Annotated in this window: 15 protein-coding genes; all 15 read left to right on the forward strand. The window is 51.8% G+C overall.

All coding sequences use genetic code 11. The features are described from left to right. Positions 1 to 14 precede the first annotated feature (14 nt). Positions 15 to 1,361: a flagellar protein export ATPase FliI gene (gene fliI, locus ACEN2G_RS03085; protein WP_442019999.1), complete on the forward strand. Its 1,347-nt coding sequence runs from the start codon at positions 15 to 17 to the stop codon at positions 1,359 to 1,361. Between the two features lie 151 nt (positions 1,362 to 1,512). Continuing rightward, a complete protein-coding gene (gene fliJ, locus ACEN2G_RS03090) occupies positions 1,513 to 1,959 on the forward strand; it encodes a flagellar export protein FliJ (RefSeq protein ID WP_442020000.1) in 447 nt (148 codons plus the stop codon). A gap of 346 nt (positions 1,960 to 2,305) precedes the next feature. Then, positions 2,306 to 4,411 (forward strand): flagellar hook-length control protein FliK, encoded by a 2,106-nt coding sequence (locus ACEN2G_RS03095; RefSeq protein WP_442020001.1) that lies wholly within the window; start codon positions 2,306 to 2,308, stop codon positions 4,409 to 4,411. Between the two features lie 131 nt (positions 4,412 to 4,542). Continuing rightward, positions 4,543 to 5,016, forward strand: coding sequence for a flagellar basal body-associated FliL family protein (locus ACEN2G_RS03100; RefSeq protein ID WP_442020002.1), 474 nt, complete (start codon positions 4,543 to 4,545; stop codon positions 5,014 to 5,016). Between the two features lie 7 nt (positions 5,017 to 5,023). After that, positions 5,024 to 6,079 (forward strand): flagellar motor switch protein FliM, encoded by a 1,056-nt coding sequence (gene fliM, locus ACEN2G_RS03105; protein ID WP_442020003.1) that lies wholly within the window; start codon positions 5,024 to 5,026, stop codon positions 6,077 to 6,079. Next, positions 6,076 to 6,507: a flagellar motor switch protein FliN gene (gene fliN / locus ACEN2G_RS03110; RefSeq protein ID WP_442020004.1), complete on the forward strand. Its 432-nt coding sequence runs from the start codon at positions 6,076 to 6,078 to the stop codon at positions 6,505 to 6,507. Before fliM ends, fliN begins: the two co-directional genes overlap by 4 nt. Beyond that, positions 6,507 to 6,878 (forward strand): flagellar biosynthetic protein FliO, encoded by a 372-nt coding sequence (gene fliO / locus ACEN2G_RS03115; protein WP_442020005.1) that lies wholly within the window; start codon positions 6,507 to 6,509, stop codon positions 6,876 to 6,878. The genes fliN and fliO overlap by 1 nt, the downstream gene beginning before the upstream one ends. Before the next feature lie 143 nt (positions 6,879 to 7,021). Then, a complete protein-coding gene (fliP, locus tag ACEN2G_RS03120) occupies positions 7,022 to 7,741 on the forward strand; it encodes a flagellar type III secretion system pore protein FliP (protein WP_442020042.1) in 720 nt (239 codons plus the stop codon). Further along, positions 7,741 to 8,010, forward strand: a complete 270-nt coding sequence (fliQ, locus tag ACEN2G_RS03125; RefSeq protein ID WP_442020006.1) for a flagellar biosynthesis protein FliQ — start codon at positions 7,741 to 7,743, stop codon at positions 8,008 to 8,010. The genes fliP and fliQ overlap by 1 nt, the downstream gene beginning before the upstream one ends. 360 nt (positions 8,011 to 8,370) lie before the next feature. Continuing rightward, positions 8,371 to 9,159, forward strand: a complete 789-nt coding sequence (gene fliR / locus ACEN2G_RS03130) for a flagellar biosynthetic protein FliR (protein WP_442020007.1) — start codon at positions 8,371 to 8,373, stop codon at positions 9,157 to 9,159. Beyond that, a complete protein-coding gene (gene flhB, locus ACEN2G_RS03135; RefSeq protein ID WP_442020008.1) occupies positions 9,160 to 10,305 on the forward strand; it encodes a flagellar biosynthesis protein FlhB in 1,146 nt (381 codons plus the stop codon). A 520-nt stretch (positions 10,306 to 10,825) separates the two neighbouring features. Beyond that, positions 10,826 to 12,928: a flagellar biosynthesis protein FlhA gene (gene flhA / locus ACEN2G_RS03140; protein ID WP_442020009.1), complete on the forward strand. Its 2,103-nt coding sequence runs from the start codon at positions 10,826 to 10,828 to the stop codon at positions 12,926 to 12,928. 45 nt (positions 12,929 to 12,973) lie between these two features. Further along, positions 12,974 to 14,530 carry a flagellar biosynthesis protein FlhF gene (gene flhF / locus ACEN2G_RS03145; RefSeq protein WP_442020010.1) on the forward strand — a complete coding sequence of 519 codons (1,557 nt, stop codon included), beginning with the start codon at positions 12,974 to 12,976 and terminating at the stop codon, positions 14,528 to 14,530. Continuing rightward, positions 14,523 to 15,407: a MinD/ParA family ATP-binding protein gene (locus ACEN2G_RS03150; protein WP_442020011.1), complete on the forward strand. Its 885-nt coding sequence runs from the start codon at positions 14,523 to 14,525 to the stop codon at positions 15,405 to 15,407. The genes flhF and ACEN2G_RS03150 overlap by 8 nt, the downstream gene beginning before the upstream one ends. Beyond that, positions 15,391 to 16,113, forward strand: a complete 723-nt coding sequence (locus ACEN2G_RS03155) for an RNA polymerase sigma factor FliA (RefSeq protein WP_442020012.1) — start codon at positions 15,391 to 15,393, stop codon at positions 16,111 to 16,113. The genes ACEN2G_RS03150 and ACEN2G_RS03155 overlap by 17 nt, the downstream gene beginning before the upstream one ends. Positions 16,114 to 16,259 lie beyond the last annotated feature (146 nt).

Genomic DNA, 16,259 nt, shown 5'->3' on the forward strand with positions numbered 1-16,259 from the left:
GCGGAATAGGCTTAATGCCCCACACTAAAAGCTCCCTTCTTAAACGCCTTAACACCTACCAAACCAAAGGCTTAGTGCCGGCCATGGCTGCCAGCGGCAAACTCACCCGTGTGGTGGGCTTAACGCTGGAGGCCGTGGGCTGCACCGCCGCCGTGGGCAGTTTGTGTAAAATTCAAACCTTGTTTGGCGACATGGATGCCGAAGTGGTGGGCTTTTCCGACGACAAGCTGTTTTTAATGCCCAGCGAATCCTTAAAGGGCGTGATCCCAGGTGCGCGCGTCACCCCCGTCGGCCAAGGCGAAGGTGTGCCGGTGGGCATGGAATTATTAGGCCGCGTAATCGACGGCATCGGCCAACCGCTGGATGGTCTTGGGCCAATAGTGACCAGCAAAACCGCAGATTTTACCGCTCAGCGCTTAAATCCCATGGCGCGTAAACCGATCCGTGAGGTGATGGATGTGGGCGTGCGCGCCATTAATGCCCTGATAACCGTGGGCCAAGGCCAGCGTATGGGCTTATTTGCGGGATCCGGCGTGGGTAAGAGTGTGCTGCTGGGCATGATGACCCGTGGTGCCAAAGCCGATGTGGTGGTGGTGGGCCTAATTGGTGAGCGTGGCCGAGAAGTAAAAGAATTTATCGATGAAATATTGGGTGTGGAAGGCCGCGCTCGCGCCGTGGTAGTGGCGGCCCCCGCCGACTCATCGCCCTTGATGCGCCTTAAAGGTTGCGAAACCGCCTTAACCTTGGCGGAATATTTTCGTGATCAAAATTTAAACGTGCTGCTCTTGATGGACTCATTAACTCGTTATGCCCAAGCCCAGCGTGAAATTGCACTGGCCGTGGGTGAGCCACCAGCCAGTAAGGGTTATCCGCCTTCTGTGTTTGCCCGTTTGCCGGCCTTAGTTGAGCGGGCCGGAAATGGCGGCGAAGGGCAGGGCAGCATAACGGCGTTTTTTACAGTATTAACCGAAGGCGATGACTTACAAGACCCCATTGCCGATGCCTCGCGCGCCATCTTAGATGGCCATATCGTTTTATCGCGCCAACTGGCAGACAGCGGCCATTACCCGGCGATAGACATTGAAAAGTCGATCAGTCGCGTGATGACGGCGGTGACCACTCAAGAGCATCAGCAACAGGCGCGAGCGGTCAAGCAGGCCTATGCGCTGTATCAGCAAAACCACGACTTGATTAACTTAGGCGCTTATCAGTCTGGTGCGGATCCGCGCATCGATATGGCGATTATGATCCGGCCCCGTCTTGAGCATTTTTTAACGCAAAGCATGACAGATGTAGTAGAAATGCCCATGTGTTTGGCTGACTTAGCCAACATGAGCTCGCCGCTATTACGTGCTAACTAAGTGCGGGCGCAGTAGTGATGGCTGAGTTGGGATGAGTGGTTTAGAGATTAGAGATTGGAGATTAGAGAAGAGTGGCTTGGGGAATAGTGGATTAGGGAGTTAAAATTCACCCATCACCAGTCCCTATTCCCCTTTTATAAAGGCTTAAGCAATGAGCAGAGCACTGCATTTATTACTGGAGCAGCTAGATAATAAAGAGCGCCAAGCCTCAAGTGAGTTGTCGGCCGCCCAGTTACAGCTACAGCAATTAGTACAGCAGCAGCAAATGCTCAGCCAATATCAGCGCAACTACAGCGAAGACTTTCAAAAACGAGGCCGAGCAGGCTTAACTGCCAATCAATTCAGCCATTTTCAAGGCTTTATTAATAAGCTAGAAGTGGCCCAAGAGCAGCAAGTTGACGGCCTACAGAGCGCCCGCCAACAGCTTGAACAAAGCCGAGCTAGCTGGATGGCGGTGCGTGCGCGCAAGCAAGCCATAGAAACCCTGCTCGAGCGTGAAGCCGAACGAAAGCTAAAAGAAAGCGACAAGCAAGAGCAAAAAATGCTTGATGAACTCACGCTACATCGCTTTTACAGCCAAAAAAACGGTAACAGATAGTGTTTAGCGCCACGCCAACCACAGACTCCGCACACGTAGTCGCTCTTTTTTTACACAGAGAGCGTTAGCGGATGTTTTTGTAATCAAACATAAAACCGGCCCGAATAAATTGAGCCCTACAAAATACCCGCCTCCTGTAGCCGCCAACTTGTTCGGCGGTCCTGCGCAGCAGGATGGTTTGATATTTAGGAAAAACCAAACCGTGGCGCGCCCTTAAAATCTTGGTTCGGTTCTTGCATTAATCTGGCATTAGTCTGAAGTTGCCGCTGAGCTTAATCGCGTCGCGCAGCTTGATAGAGCACATTAGGCTGACGATTAAGCCGCAGGATTGATGGGGAACACTTCAATGACCATGAATATAATGTCGGTAAGCGTACAGACAAACGCACAAACAGGCGCAGCTGTTTCAGGCAAGGCCGCGAGCGCGGCTAATGGCGGCCTGTTTGCCGAGGTGTTTTCACAAGAGTCTGATAGTCAATCATCTCCCTCTTCCTTATCCGCAACCAATCAAGCTGCGGTGGCCGCTAGTGACCAAGACTCGTCTGTGCAAAATAAGTCTGTTCATGCTGAACCGGCGGAGCAAGCGCAGAGCGCGGAGCCTGACGACACGGATGCCGAGCCTGCCGCTAACGCTTCTAACGTTAGTAGCAAAGCTGCGTCCACCGAGACGCGTGCTCGCCAGTCTGCAGATGAAGCGAGTACAGACCAATCGAGTGCAGACCAAGCTGAGCTTGCGCCGCCGAGTGCGCCTGCGCCTGCGCTTAGCCTTGCCCCAAACCAGGCATCTTACCTTGAATCTTCTGAGCTTGAGCCTTCTGAACTTGAGTCTTCGCAAGACAAAGCCAAGGCAGATAGCCTAGCCACGAGCAAAAGCCGTGAGTCAGCGTCACTCAACGCTCATGAGAGTGCTTTTGCTGAGCGGAGCCGCCAAGCTGGTGAAAACGCAGCCACCCAAGCTGATATGAATACCAAGCGGCAAGGCGGCAGCGCTTTGCCGCTTGAGTCTGCTGCATCGCCAGCTCAGGCCGCTGTAAATACCGAATCCAATACTGAATCCACGGCTAAATCACTGATTGTCGACGGGCAGGGTCAGCATAAAGTAGAGAATAAAGCAGAGAGCAAAGCAGCCACGTTGCATTCAGATAACCCTGCAGCAAATGAGGCGGTAAAAGCGGCGGTCAATCAAGGCCCCTTACTTAATAGCGCGAATATAGCCGCCACAGGATCCCTAAACCCAGCTGATTTATCGCCAACCACAGGCACCAAAGCTGGCGAGCTAACAGAAGGTGGGGCCAAACAAACGAGCTCAGCCGCTTCCAGCACCACGGCTCAAGCTGCTAGCGCGCAAGGGTTAGCATCGTCTGCGCAGGTGGTTAGCGCTCAAGCGACCCAAGCTGCTCAAGCCACGCAATCTGCTCAGGCAAATAACCAAGCGGCACAAATTTTAGCGGAGCACGCCGACGTTAAAATGCAAGCCCAAGCTCAAACCCAAGTGAGCGAGCAAGCCGTTAACACCGAGCAGGCTAACCGCACGGCCAATCTTGCTCCCGAGGCGGCACGCACCGCAGCACCGGACTGGTTGGCCCAAATTGAGCATGGCAAGCGTTGGTCACAAGCACCGAGCAAGGGTACGGCTCAAACCTTAGCGACTGACGAGGCGTCGTCGGCCATAGACGAAAAATTAGCTGACAAATCCGGTGTCGCGCGGGCCATTAACGCCGCTTTGACTAAGGCTGAGCGGGCTGATGGCCAAGCCACAGTGTCAGTGAATGAGCTGGCCGCGAATGCTGCAGGCAGTGGCTTAAGCCAAGCCACTGCCGAGCAAACCAAGCCCTTAGAAAGTACCGGCCAAGAGGCCAGCGGCTTACTCATCAATCGCGAAAATACCTTATTAGCGGCCTCGCCTGAGCGCACCGCCATGTTAGATAAGGCGTTGACCTTGCATGGCTCGGCGGAGCAAAACGCCAAGCAGCTGGCGCAGCAAGCACAAGTTTTGGTCAGTCAGAACTTACAAGAAGCCGACATTAAGCTGAATCCGTCCGAGTTTGGCGCCATGCGTATTCAAGTGCGCATGGAGCAGGGCGAGGTGCAGGTACAATTTATGGCCAGTCATCCGCAGGCGCGCGAGTTACTCGAACAAGCCATGCCACGTTTAAGGGAGATGCTGCAGCAGCAAGGCATGAACTTACAGCAAGGTGGCCAGCAGCAAGGTAATCAGCAAGGGCAGCAAGCGCAAAACCAAGCCGCTGCCGGCTTCTTATCTGGTCAAGACTCAGGCCAGTCGGGGCAGCAGTCAGGTCAACAAGCCAACCAAACTGCCAGTCAAATAGGGCAAGAGTCTGAGTGGCGTAGTTATTCTGCTAACGGCGATGAAGTACAAGAGCAAAGGCTGAATAATCAATCTCGTGCGCTTTATGGTGCCGATGGCGCCAAAATAGACTTTTTTGCTTAACCGAAACGAGTACACTAAGCGCCGCTCTCTTAACGGGCGGCTGATGACAGATGCTGGGCGATTGTCTGCTTAAGACGCCCGCACTCAAGAAACTAACTCAACGCACGTATTAAGAATAATTAAGGGTAAACATGGCCGATAATCTGATCATGCCTAAAGTGGCGTGGTACAAACGTAAACTTATTTTAATCCTCATTGCCGTTTTATTAGTGGCGTTAGGGGTTGGCGGCGCCATGTTATTAATGCCGAGTGGTGATAAGGTTGAACAAGAGCCCGTTGTCGATAATAAGCCATTATATGTGGGCTTATCGCGGCCGTTTATTTTCCCGGTGATGGCGGGACGACGTGAGCGTTTAGTACAAATTGAAGTGCAACTTATGGTGCGCGGCGATCAAGGCCAACTTGATGCCCAACGTCATTTGCCGTTATTAGAAAGTACCTTGTTGACTGTATTTAGCCGGCAAACTGCCGACAATTACATCACAGCGGAAGGTAAACTCACCGTCAGGCAGGAAGCGCTTGATGAACTGAATGCGGTGCTGACCGAAGAAGTGGGTCATCCTCTGGTCGAAAAAGTGCTGTTTACCAGTATCGTAATGCAATAGGTGAATCGTGAGCGATCTTTTATCTCAAGATGAAATTGATGCCCTGTTACACGGGGTAGACGATGTAGAAGAAGATGCCGGTAATGTGGGCGGCTTGTCTATGTTCGATTTTTCATCTCAAGACAGGATAGTGCGCGGGCGCATGCCCACCCTTGAGATGGTGAACGAACGTTTTGCCCGCCATATGCGCATCAGCTTATTTAATATGATGCGCCGCACCGCCGAAGTGTCGGTGAATGGCGTGCAGATGATTAAATTTGGCGAATACGTGCATTCGCTGTTCTTACCCACCAGTTTAAACATGGTGCGCTTTCGGCCGTTAAAAGGCATAGGTCTGGTGACCATGGAAGCGCGCTTGGTGTTTATTTTAGTGGATAATTTTTTTGGTGGCGACGGTCGTCACGCCAAAATTGAAGGCCGTGAATTTACGCCCACCGAGCGGCGCGTTATTCAATTATTGCTCAAGTTAATATTTGAAGATTATAAAGAAGCCTGGTCGCCGGTGATGGACGTGGAGTTTGAGTATTTAGACTCTGAAGTGAACCCGACCATGGCCAATATAGTGAGCCCGACCGAAGTGGTAGTGGTTAGCTCGTTTCATATTGAGTTGGACGGCGGCGGCGGTGATTTTCACGTGACCTTGCCCTATGGCATGCTGGAGCCCATTCGTGAGCTGCTGGATGCGGGGGTACAAAGTGATAAGGGTGAAAATGACCTGCGCTGGAGCAAGGCGCTGCGCGATGAAATTCTCGATGTAAAAGTAGACATGTCGGTGCGGCTGCTGGAAAAAGAGCTGAGTTTACGCAACATCATGAACCTGCAGTCTGGCGACATTATTCCCATCGATATGCCTGAGCATTTATTAGTGTCCGTAGAAGGCTTACCTACATTTCGTGCCCAATTGGGGCGCTCTGACGATAAGATGGCGGTGCGGATCAGCGAAAAAATTAAGAAACCAGACACGGTTAAAACCGAACTCAATCAGGTTACTCGTCGCGGTATTCGCATTGACGGGGAAGCCGAATTAGAAGAATTAGAAAGAACGATCGAGGATGCATCATGAGTGATGAACAAAACGAGATAGATGACGTTTGGGGCCAAGCCATGGCGGAGCAGGTTGCTAAAGAGGGCGCCGAATCTGAACCTGAGAAAACGGATGCCAATACGGCAAAGCCGGTAGAGTTGGATGATTTTAATAACACCCACAATGCGCCGCTGTCAGGAGATGAAAGGCGCAAGCTAGACGCCATCTTAGATATTCCGGTGACCATTTCCATGGAAGTGGGCCGTACTCAGATCAGCATTCGTAATCTGTTGCAGCTTAACCAAGGCTCGGTAGTGGAGTTGGATCGCTTAGCCGGTGAGCCACTAGATGTGATGGTGAATGGCACCTTAATCGCTCACGGCGAAGTGGTGGTGGTGAACGACAAGTTTGGTATTCGACTGACCGATGTGATCAGCCAAACCGAACGCATTAAAAAGTTGAAATGATGCGCACTTTTTTCATGTTATTACTGCTGCCCATGGCAGTGCTGGCAGAAGGGCCAGAGATCAAGTGGGGCTCTTGGGCTGTTTCGTCATTAGCTGTGATAGCCGCCATTTTCGTGTTGGGCTGGCTGTTGCGCCGACTGCGTGGTGCCGCACTGTTGGGCGGCAGTCGTCAGCTTAAAATAGTGGCCTCATTAGCCATTGGCCAACGGGAGCGCGTGATGGTGGTGCAAGTGGGAGAAGAGCAATGGCTGCTCGGCGTGACTGCGCAACAGATCTCTGGCTTGGGTAAATTAGAGCAACCGCTAGCGATGGAGCCAACTAAGAGCTTATTAGCGAAACTTAGCCCAGAGCAGCCAGCAAAGGATTTGTAATGAGCCAACGATTAGGGGCCGCCGAGCACAACCGCTTGGCAAATTTTTCTAGCCGTGCAGCTGCGTGCTTAAAACGCAGCTCATTCTTGGCATGGCGCGCTTGCTTTAAATGGAGCTGGCCGTTACTGCTGGGCGTGGTGCTGATGCTGCTGTTACAGGCTAATCCGGCCTTTGCCCAACAAGGCATGTCTGCGGTGACCGTGACCACCAACGCGGATGGCAGCCAAGAATATAGCTTGACCTTGCAAGTGCTGGCCTTGATGACGGCGCTGTCGTTCTTGCCGGCGATCGTCATTATGATGACGTCTTTCACCCGAATTATCATAGTGCTGTCAATTTTACGTCAGGCCATGGGCTTGCAGCAAAGCCCGAATAACCAAGTTTTGATTGGCATTAGCTTATTTTTATCCTTTTTTATTATGTCGCCTGTGCTCGACAAGGTGAACGAAACCGCCTTGCAGCCTTATTTAGCTGAAGAGATCACTTCTAAAGAGGCGCTGTCGTTTGCCGAGTTACCGATACGTGACTTTATGCTGGCGCAAACGCGGGTTAAAGATCTCGAAACCTTCCTTAATATCGCGAACATTCAAGTGGATAGCGAAGCAGAGGTACCACTGCGGGTGGTGATTCCGGCTTTCGTGACCAGTGAGTTAAAAACCGCCTTTCAAATTGGTTTTATGCTGTTTTTGCCCTTCTTGGTGATCGACTTAGTGGTGGCCAGTATTTTGATGGCCATGGGTATGATGATGCTGTCACCTATGATTATCTCGCTGCCCTTTAAACTCATGCTATTTGTGTTGGTCGATGGCTGGAGTCTGATTATGGGGACACTGGCCAATAGCTTTGGCTTAGGAGCGGGATAATGAGCCCAGAAGTGTTCGTTGATATCTTTCGCAGCTCCCTTTGGCTGGTGACGGTATTGGTCTCGGCGGTTATTTTGCCCAGTCTCGCCATCGGTTTGGTGGTGGCTGTGTTTCAGGCCGCCACGTCCATTAACGAACAAACCTTGAGTTTCTTACCCCGTTTATTGATCACCTTAGGTGGCTTGGCCGTGGGCGCCCATTGGGGCTTTGGTATGTTGATGGATTTTTTCTACGAGATCATCGAACAAATACCGCAGGTGATAGGTTAATAGCCGTGAAGAGTGAAGAGTGAAAGGTGAGGAGAAACACCTAACCTAGCGCCAAACTACAGAGAAGGACTCAAAATTTTTGCAACGCTTCTTTGCTTCACCGAGTCACGGAAGAACACGGAAAAATAGTGATCAAATCTGAAAGCTAAGGGCAGCACCAAGCTAAACAAAAAGGGGGGTGTTTATGTTTTTAGCTCGGCACTGTAACTACTTGTCGCACGTGAACTGCTTCCGTGGATTCTGTGCGTCTCGTAATAAAGAGTCGTGGCAAGAATAGGTTGGTTTTTAGTTTAGGGCTGGGTGTTATTTCGTTCGCTTCACCCTTCACACCTTACGCTTCACCCTAGTTAAAGGAACCGCGTGAATTTTTCCACTGAGCAAATATTGCTATGGCTGGCCAGCTACTTATGGCCGCTGTGCCGTATCGCCGGCATGATGATGACCATGGTGGTGTTTGGTGCCAACCTGACGCCTATGTTTAACCGCTTGCTGTTGGCGGTGGCCATTACTATAGCCGTGGCTCCTGTGTTGCCCGTTATGCCGGATGTGGCGCTGTTCTCCATAGGTGGTTTCTTGATTACCGCTCAACAGGTTCTGATTGGCGCCACCATCGGCTTGCTCTCCCAGTTTTTAGTGCAGGCCTTCGTTACCGGCGGCCAAGTGATCGCCATGCAAACCAGTTTGGGTTTTGCCTCTATGGTGGATCCGCTGAACGGGCAATCGACGCCCGTGGTCGGCCAGCTGTATTTGATGCTGGGCACCTTATTGTTTTTAGCGCTCAATGGTCATTTGGTGATGATTGAAGCCATAGTGCTGAGCTTTGATACTTTGCCGGTGTCCATGGATGGCATTAGCGTGGCCAGTTGGCAGCAGTTAGCCGGTTTACTCAGTATGCTATTTTATGCGGCCGTGGCCATGGCGTTGTCGGCAATAGTCGCCATGCTATTGATTAACTTTACCTTTGGTATCATGACGCGTGCCGCGCCCCAGTTGAATATCTTCAGTATCGGTTTTGCGGTGAGCATGGTCTGCGGCCTATTTATTTTATGGCTGACGCTGGGGGGCTTTTTAGGTCACTTTGAAAGCCACTGGCAGCGCACCCAAATGGTAATGTGCGATACCTTGCAGCTCACCTGTGAAGGAGGCTAAATGGCAGAGTCCGATGGTCAAGAAAAAACCGAACTGCCTACGGCGGAAAAGCTTCGCCAAGCCCGCGAAAAAGGCCAGATCCCGCGCTCAAAAGAGCTAGGTACGGCGGCGGTATTGTTGAGCGGCGCCTTCGGCTTAATTATGGTGGGTGATGCGCTGACGTTGGCGTTGTTCAAGGTATTTAAGACGAGTTTTTCTGTCGATCGCGCGACTTTATTTGACCCTGAGTCCATGCTGCCGGCCTTTCGTGACTCCATGTTCGCCCTTATGTGGCCCTTGATGGGGTTTTTCGCCATTGTGTTGGTGGCGGCCTTAGTCGGTAACAGTTTGTTGGGTGGCATTAACTTTAGCAGCGACGCCATGATGCCCAAACTGAGCAAAATGAGCCCCATTAAAGGCTTAAAGCGCATGTTTGGCGTGCAAGCTATGGTAGAGCTGCTTAAGTCGATTGCTAAGGTGGTGTTTATTGCCACCCTCGCCATTACCGTATTATGGGGCCAGTTCGATAATATTTTACGTCTCAGTAACGAGAGCTTACCCAAGGCCATGGTGGAGGCCACCGACTTGGTGATGAATATGGGGCTGGTGCTGTGCTTAGCCTTGCTACCGATCGTGGCCATAGACGTGCCGTTTCAAATTTGGAACCACACCCGCCAGCTAAAGATGACGCTGCAGGAAGTGAAAGACGAATACAAGAACAGCGAAGGTAAGCCGGAAGTGAAAGGGCGTATTCGGCGCCTGCAACAAGAAATGGCTAATCGACGCATGATGGGTGATGTGCCCGAAGCGGACGTGGTGGTGGTCAACCCTGATCATTTCTCGGTGGCGCTGCGTTACGATAAATTTACGCCCGGTGCCTCGCCTAAAGTCGTGGCCAAAGGCATGGATGAGGTAGCGTTAAAAATTCGTGAAATTGCTCGCGAGTATGAGATACCCGTGATTTCTTCGCCGCCTCTGACGCGTGCTATTTATTTTTCGACGAAAGTGGGTAGCGAGATCCCGGAAGGCCTGTTTGTGGCGGTTGCACAAGTATTGGCTTATGTGTTCCAGCTAAATAACTGGCGCAAAGGCCAAGGCCGCAAACCCACGGCGCTAAAAGACGACCTGCCCATTCCCGACGAGCTAAAAGTGGATAGACCCTATTAGAGATAGCTGGAAGCTAGAAGCGAAATACCGATTTTTTTTGCAGCGTGCCCCTATTTTAGGTGGAGAGTATTCGGCATGGTTTGGTGTCTTGTTTAAAAACAACCAACAAAACTATCCCGCCGAAGCCCTAAGTGTCTTGTAGATACCTGTTGGGCGTCAATCTTTACGCCGCTCTGCGCTCTGTTGTTATGCGCCCTTATTCCGTCTTTGCGAGCGTAGCGCGGCAATCCATACTACAACGGCGCTGTACATAACTATGGATTGCTGAGTCGTTGCACTCCTCGATGACGAAGGTTAGGGTTTAGCTCTGGCCTTTTGTAGGGTGGCAACTTGTTCGCCACGGTTTTATGTTGTCTTCAAAAACATCCGCTGACGCGGACCGGCGAACAAGTTGCCGGCTACAAGGACCGTCGCACCGCTCTTCCCCTCACCCTTCACTCTTCACGACTCACAAGTAAGACCTTTGGCTCGTTTCTTGCATCCATTCAGCCCATCTCTCTTTGGTGGCAATTTAGGCGTAATGGCATTTAAGGAAAAATTTCAACAGTTGGGGCCTTGGTCTACTTGGTTTAGCAAGGGCATAGGCACGCCGTTATTGGTGCTGGCTGCATTGGGCATGGTGGTATTACCCATACCTGCGCTGCTGCTCGATATTCTATTTTCTTTTAATATCTCGCTGGCCTTGGTCATCTTATTGGTGGCGGTTTACAGCAAGCGGCCGTTGGACTTCGCCGCCTTCCCAACCGTGTTATTAGTGGCGACTTTGCTGCGGCTCGCGCTCAACGTCGCCTCGACCCGAGTGGTGCTGCTAGAAGGGCACTTAGGTGAGGGCGCGGCCGGTAACGTTATCGAAGCTTTTGGTAATGTGGTGATCGGCGGTAACTATGCGGTTGGTTTGATCGTGTTCTTGATTTTGATGATCATCAACTTCGCCGTGGTGACCAAGGGTGCTGGCCGTATTGCCGAAGTAAGCGCGCGCTTTACCTTGGATGCCATGCCAGGTAAGCAAATGGCGATAGATGCGGACTTAAACGCCGGCTTAATAAATCAAGATGAAGCCCGTAGCCGCCGTGCCGAAGTGACCCAAGAAGCGGACTTTTACGGCTCCATGGATGGTGCCTCTAAGTTCGTAAAAGGTGATGCCATCGCCGGCATCATGATCCTGTTTATCAATATAATTGGCGGCTTTATTATCGGCATGGCCCAGCATGGCTTGTCGTTTGGTGAAGCGGCAAAAATTTATACCCTGCTCACTATCGGTGATGGCTTAGTCGCGCAAATCCCCTCGCTGATGCTCTCTATTGCCGCAGCCATTATCGTCACCCGCCAAAATAACAGCGAAGACATGGGTGAAGCCATGCTGGGCCAGCTGTTTGATAAACCCAAAGCGCTGTCGATTGCCGCGGGTATCTTGATTGTTATGGGGCTAGTACCCGGCATGCCGCATTTTGCTTTTCTGTTACTAGGGGGGGCATCGGCGTTTGCTGCTTGGTGGACGATTAAGCGTAATACCCGCGTGGCTCAAGAGTTAGTTGAACAAGAGCTAGCACCGCCCCCACCGAGTACAGATGTGAAAGAGCTGGGTTGGGACGATGTGGCGCAAGTGGATACTATTGGCCTGGAAGTAGGCTATCGCTTAATCAGTCTGGTGGATCAAGCTCAGGGCGGCGAACTACTGAGCCGCATCAAAGGCGTGCGCAAGAAGCTCTCTCAAGAGTTGGGCTTTTTAATTCCTGCGGTGCATATTCGCGACAACCTAGAGCTGGGGCCCAACCAATACCAAATTACCATGATGGGCGTGAGCTCAGGCTCGGCGGAGATTTATCCCGAGCGCGAGCTGGCCATTAACCCCGGCCAAGTGTTTGGTCCGGTGCAAGGCATAGACACCCGAGATCCGGCTTTTGACTTAGAAGCCACTTGGATTGCCAAAGACCAAATAGAGCAGGCACAAAGCTTAGGCTATACGGTAGTGGATGCCGCGACCGTGGTGGCCACGCACTTAAGCCAGTTGCTGACTAACCATGCCGCCGTGTTATTGGGCCATGAAGAAGTGCAAAACCTCATCGATCAGGTGGGGCGTAATCAACCTAAACTGGTAGAGGGCCTAGTACCCAATACCATGAGCTTAGGTTTAGTGACCAAAGTGCTGCAAAGCTTGCTCCATGAAGGGGTGACCATTCGCGACATGCGCACCATTTTACAGACGCTGACAGAGTATTCGACCAAGAGTCAGGATCCGGAAGTGTTAACTGCGGCGTGCCGGATTGCGCTGCGCCGTTTTATGGTGCAAGAGATAGCAGGCACAGAGCGCGAACTGCCCGTGATCACCTTGGTGCCGGAGTTGGAACAAATCTTGCAAAGCTCCTTACAAGCAGGTGGCGCTCAGGGCAGCGGCATAGAGCCGGGTTTGGCCGAGCGCATGCAGCAATCTTTAGCCCAAGCGGCGGCAAATCAAGAGATGGAAGGGCAGCCGGCAATATTACTAACCTCAGGCATGTTGCGCACCACCTTGGCGCGCTTTGTTAAACACACGATTCCCAGCTTGCGAGTTTTGTCTTATCAGGAAGTGCCTGATGACCGTCAAATTCGCATTGTGGCGTCCGTTGGCGGCCAGCAACATTAGGTTGCCAGCGAGAGCAGGGTGCCAGTTTCAGGGTGGAATAGTTAGATGAAGATAAAACGTTTTTTTGCGAAAGATATGCGCTCTGCATTGGCCGAGGTGAAAGAAGTCTTGGGCAATGACGCTGTGATCATGTCTAATAAAAAAGTCTCGGGTGGCATAGAAATAGTGGCCGCCGTGGACGATGACGAAACCCCGGTCACGCCGCTGCAACGGCCCTTGCATGAAGACAATGTCAAAATATCGTCACATGCGCGTCAATTTGTTCCCCCTTTAAATGATCAGCAGCAGGCGGAAACTTTACAGTCCTTGCTGATGCGTGGCCGCCAAGCGCCGTCACCCCAAACCATAGCCGAACAGGTTGATTGGACTGATCCGCGCTTGGCGCCCGAATCGCCGCTCACCGCAGGCTTGCGCGCCGGACGTGAATCTGGCCGCTATGCGGGGCGTGATGCCTTGTTAGATAATCAGTCCAGCGAACGGCGCACCCAAGACCACCAAGCCGCCGGTTATGGCCGCCGTGAAGGCCGTGCTGAAAGTCGTACTGAAGGCCGAAACGAAGGCCGAAACGAAGGCCGGCGCGAACCGACCTTAAGCCCGCTGGCCGCCTCACCCCAGCCACAACTGCATGACAGCCGCGAATATAAGCGCAAAGACACGGCAAAAGACAAAGAGCTGCATGCCATGCGCAAAGAAATTGCCAGCATTCGTCGCTTATTGGAGCATCAAGTATCGGGCTTAATGTGGCAAGAAGTGGAGCGGCGTGAGCCGGTGCGCGCCATGGTCATTAAACAGCTCAACGAGCTGGGTTTTAGCGATGGTTTTGCCGATCAACTGGCGATGCGCATCAACGATCAAGCCCCACCTCATGAAGCCTGGAGCCAAATTGAAACCGCGCTTAATCAGCAATTGCTGACTGGCGAAGATGAAATTTTACGCCAAGGCGGCGCCGTCGCGCTGTTGGGGCCAACTGGCGTAGGCAAGACCACCACCATTGCCAAGTTGGCCGCGCGTTTTGCCGCCCGCTATGGCGCCGACCAAATAGCGCTGATCACCACGGATCACTATCGTATTGGTGCCCACGAGCAGCTGCAAACCTATGGCCGTATCATGGGCGTGGTGGTGAAGCAGGCGCGCACCTATGAAGAGTTAGCGCAAACCCTGTACCAATTACGCCACCGACGTTTGGTGTTGATCGACACCGCTGGCATGGGCCAGCGCGATTTACGCTTAAACCAGCAACTCGACACCTTAGTGGGCGATAAGCAGATAAAAATTCGTAACTACTTAGTGCTGCCGGCCACGGCCCAGCGCCGAGTGTTACAAGAGGCCGTGGATCATTTTCGTCGTATTCCACTCGCCGGCTGTATTCTCACCAAGCTAGATGAGAGTTTGTCGCTGGGGGATGTGTTGGATATTAGTATTCAAAATAGCTTGCCCATTAGTTACATCACGGACGGGCAACGGGTGCCGGAAGACTTGCGTTTAGCAAACGGACAAGAGTTGGTGAAGCAGGCATTAGGCAACTTAGAGCAGCGTCGAGAAGAACCCTATTATTGGGAATCTTCAGAGTCCGATGAAGAGGATGGGCGTTTTTATGAATAATTGGTTTCCAGACCAAGCGAGTGGGCTGCGACTTATGCAAAAAACCAGCAGGGTACAAGTTATCTCAGTCACCGGCGGTAAAGGCGGCGTAGGCAAAACCAATATCACCCTCAATATGGCCTCGGCCATGGCGGCTCAAGGCAAAAAGGTGATGGTGTTGGATGCAGACTTAGGTCTAGCGAACGTCGATGTTTTGCTCGGTATTCGGGTAACGCGCAATTTGTCTCACGTATTGCGCGGCGAATGCAGCCTCGATGAAGTCTTGGTCGAAGGCCCCCAAGGCATGATGATCATTCCCGCCACCTCGGGTAATCAGTCGATGACTGAGCTTTCGCCACTTGAGCATGTCAGCTTAATTCGTGCCTTTAGCGAGATGAAAACCCCCATAGATATTCTGTTAGTGGATACTGCAGCCGGTATTTCTGACATGGTATTGAGCTTTTCTCGCGCCGCCCAAGAAGTGATGGTGATAGTGTGCGATGAGCCCACCTCCATTACCGATGCTTATGCCTTGATCAAGATTTTATCTCGGGATTATGGGGTATTTAGGTTCAAAATCGTCGCCAACATGGTGCGCAGTCAGCGTGAAGGGCAAGAGCTGTTTGCCAAGTTAACGCGCGTGACCGACAGATTCTTGGATGCGGCACTTGAGCTAGTGGCCTGTGTGCCCTTCGATGGCAACTTACGGTTGAGCGTGCGTCGCCAAACCTTAGTAGTGAATCAATATCCACACTCGCCGTCGGCCATGGCGATTAAGCAACTGGCTAATAAGGCCTTAAGTTGGCCGGCGCCGGAGCGAGCAGGAGGGCACTTGCAATTTTTTATCGAAAATCTATTAAATCCGCCGGTGGCAGAGAAAAATGTCTGGAGCGAATAAAGCACTGGTGTACGCCAGACAACAAGGCAATCAGCTGGTGGAGCGCCATGCGGGTTTAGTGAGGCGCATCGCCCACCATTTGCTGGCGCGTTTGCCAGATAGCGTGCTACTGGACGACTTGATCCAATCGGGCATGGTGGGTTTATTGGAAGCGAGCCGTAATTTTGACGCCAGCAAAGGCGCTAGCTTTGAAACCTTTGCCGGCATTCGCATTCGCGGCGCCATGCTGGATGAAATTCGCCGTGGTGATTGGGTGCCGCGCTCGGTACATAAAAATAGTCGCGAAGTGGCCGCGGCCATCAATGCCGTGCAGCGCCGTGAAGGGCGTAATGCCAGCGACCGCGAAGTGGCGGACGAGCTGGGTGTGAGCATGGAGGAGTACAATGCCATGCTGCTCGATACCAGCAATGGCAAAATTTTAGAAATGGATGAGTTTGAAACTGGCATAGATAGCAAGGTAGAGCTGAGTAATCATGGCGCTAATCCGTTTGATGACATGGCGAAACAGCGTTTTCAAGGCAGTTTGTCGGCACAAATCAAGACACTGCCTGAGCGAGAAGCTTATGTGTTGTCTTTGTATTATGATGAAGAGCTTAACTTAAAGGACATTGGTCAAATACTTGACGTTAGCGAGTCACGTGTCAGCCAAATTCACAGTCAAGCCATGCACCGGTTACGCGCTAAATTACAAATTTGGCAAGACTAAGCAGCACTTTTCGCCGCCAGATTATTTTTGGTTGGGTGAAGGCGTTGTTTTTTTATTATCACTTGTTTATTAAATGACCAATATTAGGCTTTGCAAACACATTAATGGACTAATCACTCAATATACGATTTAAGTTAAGGTTTAAT

It is taken from the genome of Oceanisphaera sp. W20_SRM_FM3 (genome assembly GCF_052119705.1).
Taxonomy (GTDB): domain Bacteria; phylum Pseudomonadota; class Gammaproteobacteria; order Enterobacterales; family Aeromonadaceae; genus Oceanimonas.

Excerpts from the sequence above, each read along its gene's own strand:
- fliI (WP_442019999.1), top strand. The coding sequence starts at position 15 with ATGCCCCACACTAAAAGCTCCCTTCTTAAACGCCTTAACACCTACCAA.
- fliJ (WP_442020000.1), top strand. The coding sequence starts at position 1,513 with ATGAGCAGAGCACTGCATTTATTACTGGAGCAGCTAGATAATAAAGAG.
- ACEN2G_RS03095 (WP_442020001.1), top strand. The coding sequence starts at position 2,306 with ATGACCATGAATATAATGTCGGTAAGCGTACAGACAAACGCACAAACA.
- ACEN2G_RS03100 (WP_442020002.1), top strand. The coding sequence starts at position 4,543 with ATGGCCGATAATCTGATCATGCCTAAAGTGGCGTGGTACAAACGTAAA.
- fliN (WP_442020004.1), top strand. The coding sequence starts at position 6,076 with ATGAGTGATGAACAAAACGAGATAGATGACGTTTGGGGCCAAGCCATG.
- fliO (WP_442020005.1), top strand. The coding sequence starts at position 6,507 with ATGCGCACTTTTTTCATGTTATTACTGCTGCCCATGGCAGTGCTGGCA.
- fliP (WP_442020042.1), top strand. The coding sequence starts at position 7,022 with ATGCTGCTGTTACAGGCTAATCCGGCCTTTGCCCAACAAGGCATGTCT.
- fliQ (WP_442020006.1), top strand. The coding sequence starts at position 7,741 with ATGAGCCCAGAAGTGTTCGTTGATATCTTTCGCAGCTCCCTTTGGCTG.
- flhB (WP_442020008.1), top strand. The coding sequence starts at position 9,160 with ATGGCAGAGTCCGATGGTCAAGAAAAAACCGAACTGCCTACGGCGGAA.
- flhA (WP_442020009.1), top strand. The coding sequence starts at position 10,826 with ATGGCATTTAAGGAAAAATTTCAACAGTTGGGGCCTTGGTCTACTTGG.
- flhF (WP_442020010.1), top strand. The coding sequence starts at position 12,974 with ATGAAGATAAAACGTTTTTTTGCGAAAGATATGCGCTCTGCATTGGCC.
- ACEN2G_RS03150 (WP_442020011.1), top strand. The coding sequence starts at position 14,523 with ATGAATAATTGGTTTCCAGACCAAGCGAGTGGGCTGCGACTTATGCAA.
- ACEN2G_RS03155 (WP_442020012.1), top strand. The coding sequence starts at position 15,391 with ATGTCTGGAGCGAATAAAGCACTGGTGTACGCCAGACAACAAGGCAAT.